General features: G+C 46.2%; 12 protein-coding genes. All 12 read left to right on the top strand.

The window, feature by feature from the left end:
* Positions 1 to 120 precede the first annotated feature (120 nt).
* Complete coding sequence (locus Q0G26_RS07070) at positions 121 to 270, top strand: hypothetical protein (RefSeq protein ID WP_293829371.1); 150 nt, start codon at positions 121 to 123, stop codon at positions 268 to 270.
* 41 nt (positions 271 to 311) lie between these two features.
* The gene (locus Q0G26_RS07065) at positions 312 to 833 is read left to right on the top strand and encodes a hypothetical protein (RefSeq protein ID WP_293829369.1); all 522 of its coding nucleotides are present in this window, start codon (positions 312 to 314) and stop codon (positions 831 to 833) included.
* 163 nt (positions 834 to 996) lie between these two features.
* Complete coding sequence (locus tag Q0G26_RS07060; protein WP_293829367.1) at positions 997 to 2061, top strand: hypothetical protein; 1065 nt, start codon at positions 997 to 999, stop codon at positions 2059 to 2061.
* A 147-nt stretch (positions 2062 to 2208) separates the two neighbouring features.
* A complete protein-coding gene (locus Q0G26_RS07055) occupies positions 2209 to 2763 on the top strand; it encodes a GDSL-type esterase/lipase family protein (RefSeq protein ID WP_293829365.1) in 555 nt (184 codons plus the stop codon).
* Between the two features lie 93 nt (positions 2764 to 2856).
* The gene (gene ylxM / locus Q0G26_RS07050) at positions 2857 to 3210 is read left to right on the top strand and encodes a YlxM family DNA-binding protein (protein WP_293829363.1); all 354 of its coding nucleotides are present in this window, start codon (positions 2857 to 2859) and stop codon (positions 3208 to 3210) included.
* A 5-nt stretch (positions 3211 to 3215) separates the two neighbouring features.
* Positions 3216 to 4562 carry a signal recognition particle protein gene (ffh, locus tag Q0G26_RS07045; protein ID WP_009145931.1) on the top strand — a complete coding sequence of 449 codons (1347 nt, stop codon included), beginning with the start codon at positions 3216 to 3218 and terminating at the stop codon, positions 4560 to 4562.
* A 53-nt stretch (positions 4563 to 4615) separates the two neighbouring features.
* Positions 4616 to 4888: a 30S ribosomal protein S16 gene (gene rpsP, locus Q0G26_RS07040; protein WP_009145930.1), complete on the top strand. Its 273-nt coding sequence runs from the start codon at positions 4616 to 4618 to the stop codon at positions 4886 to 4888.
* A 20-nt stretch (positions 4889 to 4908) separates the two neighbouring features.
* Complete coding sequence (locus Q0G26_RS07035) at positions 4909 to 5136, top strand: KH domain-containing protein (RefSeq protein WP_009145929.1); 228 nt, start codon at positions 4909 to 4911, stop codon at positions 5134 to 5136.
* A 19-nt stretch (positions 5137 to 5155) separates the two neighbouring features.
* Positions 5156 to 5560 carry a YlqD family protein gene (locus Q0G26_RS07030; RefSeq protein ID WP_293829361.1) on the top strand — a complete coding sequence of 135 codons (405 nt, stop codon included), beginning with the start codon at positions 5156 to 5158 and terminating at the stop codon, positions 5558 to 5560.
* A gap of 3 nt (positions 5561 to 5563) precedes the next feature.
* On the top strand, positions 5564 to 6067 hold the full coding sequence (gene rimM, locus Q0G26_RS07025; RefSeq protein ID WP_293829359.1) for a ribosome maturation factor RimM: 504 nt from the start codon (positions 5564 to 5566) through the stop codon (positions 6065 to 6067).
* Complete coding sequence (gene trmD / locus Q0G26_RS07020) at positions 6064 to 6885, top strand: tRNA (guanosine(37)-N1)-methyltransferase TrmD (RefSeq protein WP_293829357.1); 822 nt, start codon at positions 6064 to 6066, stop codon at positions 6883 to 6885. The genes rimM and trmD overlap by 4 nt, the downstream gene beginning before the upstream one ends.
* A complete protein-coding gene (locus Q0G26_RS07015) occupies positions 6878 to 7453 on the top strand; it encodes an RNA methyltransferase (RefSeq protein ID WP_276633545.1) in 576 nt (191 codons plus the stop codon). The genes trmD and Q0G26_RS07015 overlap by 8 nt, the downstream gene beginning before the upstream one ends.
* Positions 7454 to 7503: the final 50 nt, after the last annotated feature.

The raw sequence follows: 7503 nt of genomic DNA, 5'->3' as shown, positions 1-7503 counted from the left end.
TTTTCTTGTCCGTAGGTAAGGTAGCTGGAAGCGTAATGTTACCTGCAGTTTTGGAAGAACATACTTTAAGTTTACTTTAAGAGGAGAGAAAAGTCAAGGGAGGAGAGAGGAGATTTCACTGTGCGTCACTCCAAGCTTTCGGAAGCAGAGGTGCGTGAGCTGGTTTCTAAACTGGCAGCCTATGAAAGCGTTTCCTACCATCCCCAGCAGGAAATTTTTGTCCGCCAGCGAATAAATATGAATATAGACAAACTTAAGGATGATAGCTAAGATAATAAATCTTAAAATTGGTAGGAGGGTAACTCTATAAGATGAATTTTGCCAAATATAAACGAATTGGAAAAATGCGATATGTTAAAAAGGGAACGGAAATTGCTGATGAGTATAGTGTGTACGCTACGAACGATGAAAAAGCAGCAGATGTGCTCTTTGAAAATGGCTTGTATAACGAATCTGCTTATTATTATATTCAAGCTATGGAAAAAGTAGTAAAGACAGCTATAAGCTCCAAGGTGGATGTGACCAATACTTATTATGCAGCTAAACTTAAGGATATAGGACATTCCCTGGATTTAGCGATAGATTTTTTCCTTGAACTTTTAGTATATGGTAAAGATGATGTATTGGCGCAGCAATTAGAGCATCAGCTGAAAGCCGGTGTCTTTAAAAATATTCGTTTTAGTAGCTTGCATAATAATATACGCTATCCAATTTATAGTGAGAAATGGGGTTCTTATGGTTTTTTAGAGATATCTGGAGAGGATTGCAAAGAATTGCAGCATATGCTTAAGGTTCTGAAAGAATATATGAAGCAGATTCAGGTTATGATTTGATGAAAAGCATAACAAGGCGAACCGTTATGAAATACTTGAACCGTAACTATGCCAAAGCTTCGTGTTTGACAAAACTAAAAAAGCTAGTCCATGCTCAGACGTAATGAATCAATATTATAATGTGAAATGAATTTTGGCTTATGAATAATTAAGGAGAAATAATATGGCTGGCAAATCACTACCGAAACCTTGCTCAAAGACAGCATTGAATAAAAAATATCAACTTCTTGCAATAGAAACAAAGGGACGCCTTGATATAGTGACAGAAAAGGGTAGAACGAATATTGATCTGCTTAGAAAATACTATAATGCTTTTTCCAACCTATATGGTGCTATTATCCTTGACGACGCATGGGATATATTTAAATTGGTTGAAAAGACTATAATATCAAAGAAGCAGATTCTGAAGAAGGATTTCCTGGCATTTTCAGAAGTAGCCAGATATGAAGCACATAACTATTTTGTGCTGGAGATAGATGAGCTTTATGAGGCAGAAAAGCGTGGTGGCGCCGCCAGACGTTTTATTGTGAATAAAAAGCTTTATAAAAAAGGTTATTCAAGATTCGACTTTTATTATCGGCTTGCTGATGAGCAATTAAATCATCCGTTATGCGTTTTGGATAGGGATGAACTGCTTTCCTGGGACGATCCGGGGATGCTTTGGTGCTCGGCTGAAGGAACTGCGTTAAAGCTGTTTGTCGAAAGCCTTAGCGTTGACAACGAATCTGCAAACAGAGATATTCATGGTGAGAAGATTGCAGGTAAGCGTTTAAAGGACTTTGTTTTCTGGCACGATAGTGAAGATTTTGCTTACTCATATGCTAAGCGCGAATGGGAAAAGAAAGAGTTGGAAGAATACCAGAACGTAGTCGAATCCGAGAAAATACTTAGGTCAATAGAGAGATACATTAATAGTGCAGTGCTATATACTGAGATAAATAAGCAAATAGAGTTTGTTTTAACTGATTTGCAAGAAGTTGGTGTATGTTTGACGGAGCAGCGGTTTAAAACCTTTTTAAGGCTATACAGTGACTTTTCAAACAACAGCCGTAAATGGCCTTTATGTGCTTGGAAGCCAGTTGAACTCAGCAGGCTATATAATAATTTTTCTAAGCCTTCTATTTCGTTTGGCAAAAATATGCAGCAGGCATTTGAGGATGGAACCATAAATAAGGACGAACTTATGGAAGGGATTAGGAAATTGGGGGTTGATGTAGTAGATGAGTAAAGTGAGTGAAAATGCTGCATAAGCTGACAGCATAAGAGCACATCAAACTAAAGGCGTTTTACCCGACTGTGGTAGAACGCCTTTACTATTCTGACGCTGTTTATGCTATAATAATATGTAGAAAAACCAACGTAAGGAGCGATTATCATGAAATACGTTGCCTGTTACGGCGATTCTCTGGTACAGGGCTTTCCCTTCGGTCCACGCTATTCCTGGACCGCCCAGGTGGAAAAGCTGACGCAGATTAAAATGCTCAATTATGGAGTCTGCGGCGACTGCTGCGACGACATCATTTACCGCATGCGCCAGTACGCGCTGCCGGAATATGTGCAGCACGTCATCTTCCTTGGCGGCGCCAACGATATCCTGCAGGGACGTCGCATTGAGGACATCAGCCGCGACTACAGGCGTGTGCTGGAGTGGTGCGAGGAGAAGCAGTACAGCCTGTGCATCGTGCTGCCCTTCATCAGTACGGAGCAGGCGCTCAACCGTCAGCTGCTGAACCTGCGGCAGGAGGTGGAGCATACCTGCAGCGGCAAGGCCTTCCTGCTGGATTTGCAGCCTGCCATCGGCATGGACGCCGGCGCTCGCTTCAAGGCCTACGTTGACGGCATTCACCCCAAATCGCAGACGTATGAGGCGATGGGTAATTACGCAGCGCCGCTGATCTGGAAATGGCTGAAGGACGAAAACGCTGATTAGAAAAAAATTCAATGGTGACAAGTAAAAATACTTGACAAGCATCGCTTTATGCTTTATACTTACATAGTCGACTAAATTTCGAGAGGGATAAATATGTCAGCAGAAGAAATTTTTGCGCAGCGTATGCGCTTAGGCAGGCTCTTTGATATTTACGGCGGTCTTCTGACAGCTAAGCAGAAGCAATGCCTGGGACTGTATTTCTATGACGACTTGTCTCTGAGCGAGATTTCGGAGGAGCTGGGCGTTTCGCGTCAGGCTGTCCACGACCTGCTCAAGCGTGTTGAGCAGCTGCTAGAACGTTATGAAGCATCACTGAAGGTGCTAAGCCGCGAGGAGGAGCTGCATGCTAAGCTGCAGCAGGCAATAGATTTGCTGGAAACTCCGGATGAGGCAAATAAAGACGAGGCCGTGCAAATGCTGAAAGAGCTTTGCAGTGAAGGTAGGTAGATAGAATGGCATTTGAAAGTTTATCTGAAAGATTACAAAATGCATTAAAGATGTTCCGCGGCAACGGCAAGCTGACTGAGGAAGATTTAAAGGCTCCTATGCGCGAAGTGCGTATGGCGCTTTTAGAGGCCGACGTTAACTTCAAGGTTGTTAAGGACTTTGTAGCCAAGGTTAAAGAGCGCGCTGTTGGTGAAGCGATCGGCGAAGGCCTGAATCCGCATCAGCAGATTATCAAGATTGTTAACGAAGAGCTGATTGAGCTTTTGGGCGGCACCCAAAGCAAGCTCACTGTTGCTCCCAAACCGCCGACAGTAATCATGCTGGTTGGTCTGCAGGGCGCAGGTAAAACCACTACCGCCGGCAAGCTTGCCAATTACCTGAAGCGCAAGCACAAAAAGCCGTTGCTGGTTGCAGGCGACGTTTACCGTCCTGCTGCTATTACCCAGCTGCAGGTTTTGGGCGAACAGCTGAATGTGCCGGTATTTACTCTGGGCGACAAGGTTTCTCCTGTAGAGATTGCTCAGAAGGCTATGGAAAAAGCACATAGTCTGGCATGCGATACGGTAATCATCGATACCGCAGGCCGCTTACATATAAATGAAGAGCTGATGGAAGAGCTGCGCAATATTAAAGGCGCTGTTCATCCTCAGGAAATTCTGCTGGTTGTAGATGCTATGACTGGTCAGGACGCAGTAACTGTTGCTGAAAGCTTTGATAAGGAACTGGGCATTGACGGCCTGATCGTTACTAAGCTTGATGGCGATGCCCGCGGTGGTGCAGTGCTTTCTGTAAAGGCTGTTACCGGCAAGCCGGTTAAATTAATCGGTCTTGGCGAAAAGCTGGATGCTTTGGAGCCTTTCCATCCGGATCGTATGGCTTCCCGTATTCTGGGCATGGGCGATATCCTGACTCTGGTAGAAAAAATCCAGTCTACAACGGACCTCGCTAAGGCTCTGGAGATGGAGAAAAAGTTGCGTAAGGATGAATTCACCTTAGAGCAGTTCCTGGACCAGATGCAGCAGGTTAAAAAGCTGGGTTCTCTGGAAACCATCTTAGGCTTAATCCCCGGTATGGGCGGTATCAGCCAGAAGCTGAAGGAAGCTAATGTGGACGAAAAGGAATTCGACCGCATCGAAGCAATCATCCGCTCCATGACCAAGAAGGAAAGACAAAAACCCGAAATCATCAACGGCAGCCGTCGTAAACGTATCGCTGCAGGCTGCGGCATGCGTGTACAGGATGTCAACAAGCTTCTGAAGAACTTTGAGGAAAGCAAGAAGATGATGAAGCGTATGCAGGGTATGGCAAAGTTTGCTTCCAAGGGTGGCTTCAAGCTGCCGTTTGGTAGATAATAAATGAAAAGTTCCATGTTGTGAGATATTAATTTAAGGAGGTGAAAATCAACATGGCAGTTAAAATCCGTTTAAAACGTATGGGCGCTAAAAAAGCTCCTTTCTATCGTATTGTTGTTGCAGACGCTCGTTCTCCTCGTGATGGTCGTTTCATCGAATCCATCGGTTATTACGATTCCACCGTTCAACCGGCTAGCGTAAAAATCGACGCTGAGAAAGCTATCGACTGGATGAACAAAGGCGCTCAACCGACCGATACCGTTAAAAACCTGTTCAGCAAAGATGGTATCATGAAAAAATTTGCTGAAGCTAAAGCAGCAAAATAATTTGAGGGGGCGTGATCTACATGAAAGAATTGGTAGAAGTTATGGCCAAGTCTCTTGTAAATGATCCCTCTGCAGTAGTAGTGGAGGAGGAGACTACCGGTACAACAACGGTGCTTCGCCTCCATGTTGCTTCTGAAGATATGGGTAAGGTTATTGGAAAACAGGGCCGCATCGCAAAAGCTATCAGAACTGTTATGAAAGCAGTAGCAACCCGTGAGAATGTAAAAGTCATTGTCGAAATTATTTGATTGAGGATGGTACATCGCTATGGATAAAATGATCGTTAGGGTTCCCGTCGCTGTTAAAGCAAAAGTTACTGAAGATTTAAAGTTGAAAATTGTTGGAGATCTCCAAAATACCATAAAGAATATGGAGCTTGATCTGGAGCAATTTGAGTTCCAGGCTAAAAAGGCTTTGCATCAGGCTGCCAGCGATTTGAGCGTGCTTCCGGCTTTGCGCGAACAAATTGACATCGAAAGAAATAAGCGTACTGCTGCCAAAGAAGAAGCAGAAGCTAAGCTGAAAAGAGCGGAAGCTCTGGAGCTGGGCGCTGAAATCGGTCATGGTACTCTGGAGCGTACAGTAGAAATTACTGTAGGCACCAATATTGAGACCTTGATGGGTGCAGAAATTCTTACCGAAGACGGTAAGGTTATCGCTTTCCGCGAATAATCCATGGATAACCAAATAGTTATTGGCAAAATTGTCGCTCCGCACGGTGTGCGGGGCGATATTCGTATATTGCCGTTAACCGACAAGCCGGAACAATTTTTAGATCTTGATTATCTGCTGCTGCCGGACGGTCGCAAGCTTACCGTCAAAGCAGCACGCTTTCATAAAAGAATGGTGCTGGTGACTACTGCTGAAATCAAAAGCATGAACGAGTCCGAGCTGCTGCGTGGCATGGAGGTAAGCATTAACGCTGAGGACCTGCCGGAGCTGGAGGAAGGACGCTTTTATGTTGCTGACCTCATCGGCCTGCCTGTTTATGACGAGCAGGGCGAGCAAATTGGCACCTTTAAGGACGCACTGAGCACCGGCAGCAACGATGTTTATGTTATCGCTGTCCCCGGACAGAAGGATTACCTGCTGCCGGCACTGAAGAAATATGTTAAGGAAATCAATCTGGCAGAAAAGCGCATTGTTGTGGAGCTGCCTGAGTGGGTTGAGGCAGAATGAAGTTTTTATTTGTAACCTTATTTCCCGAACAGATTGAGCAGGCCGCAAGCCATAGTATTCTGCAGCGTGCAGCAGCCAAGGGCCTAATTGAGGTCAGCTGCATCAATCCGCGCGATTTTACGCATGACGTGCATCGCACTGTTGATGATTCTCCCTTCGGCGGCGGTGCAGGCATGGTGCTGAAGCCGGAGCCGATGGTGGCAGCCATTCGCAAGGCCAAGGAGCAGTTGCCGAACGCCCGCGTTATTGCCATGTGCCCGGGTGGACGCACGCTAAAGCAGAGCATCGTCGAGGAATATGCTCACAGCGGACAGGATTTTATCTTCGTCTGCGGTCATTATGAGGGCTTTGACGAGCGCATCTTCCATTGGGTAGATGAAAAGCTTTCTATCGGCGATTACGTGCTCACCGGCGGTGAAATGCCTGCCATTATCGTGATGGACGCTATTTCCCGCTTTATCCCCGGCGTACTGGGCAAGATTGAAAGTGCGGAGGAGGATTCCTTCAGCACAGGTCTTCTGGAATATCCGCAGTACACCCGTCCGGTGAACTTTGAGGGTATGGAGGTGCCGGAGGTGCTGCGCAGCGGCAACCATGCGCTGATTAACAGCTGGCGCTTGAAGCAGTCGCTCAAAGCAACGCTCGCTCTGCGTCCCGACCTTTTGAGTGCTGAGCAGAAGGAGCTTTTGACAGGCCGCTTGCCCTATAAAATGAAAAAATCGGAGCGCCGCTTCTATGAGGAGCTGCGTGCCGAAATCGCTGCCGATCAGGAAAAACGCGCAAGCGCTGAGGTGAAGGAGGATGAGGCGAATGGCTGATTTATATGTTGGCCTGGTCCATTATCCTATCTACAACAAGCGCATGAACGTTATCGCCGGCGCGGTGACTAACTTTGATATCCACGATATCTCGCGTACCTGCCGCACCTATAACGTGCAGGGCTATTACATCATCCATCCGCTGGAGGTCCAGAAGCAGATTATCGACAAGATACTTTCCTACTGGCAGGAGGGCTATGGCAAGGTGTATAACCCCGACCGTGCCGACGCGCTGAGCCGCGTGCTGTGGCAGCCTGATATCGCTAGCGCAGTGCAGACGATAGCAGAGCGCACAGGCAAGCAACCTTACGTTGTCACTACGGACGCACGCATTTATCCCAACACTGTTTCCTACAGCTTTATGCGCAAGCAGCTGCAGGAGGGTGACAGACCGGTACTGCTTTTGTTCGGCACCGGCTTTGGCATCGAGGCCGAAACTATGGCCAAATTTGACTATATTCTGGAGCCTGTTTACGGCCCCTGTGACTATAATCATCTTTGCGTGCGCAGTGCCGCAGCCATTATTCTGGACAGGCTGGCAGGCGAGGCTTGGTGGGAGAAAAATTAGAGAAAAATGTAGAAAATAGTGCACTTTTCTCTTGCATTAATTGTTTGTAT

Source organism: uncultured Phascolarctobacterium sp., assembly GCF_934190775.1.
Classification (GTDB): Bacteria; Bacillota; Negativicutes; order Acidaminococcales; family Acidaminococcaceae; genus Phascolarctobacterium_A.
The sequence above is the reverse complement of the archived record's forward strand: the minus strand, read 5'-3'. Positions and strand labels throughout refer to the sequence as shown.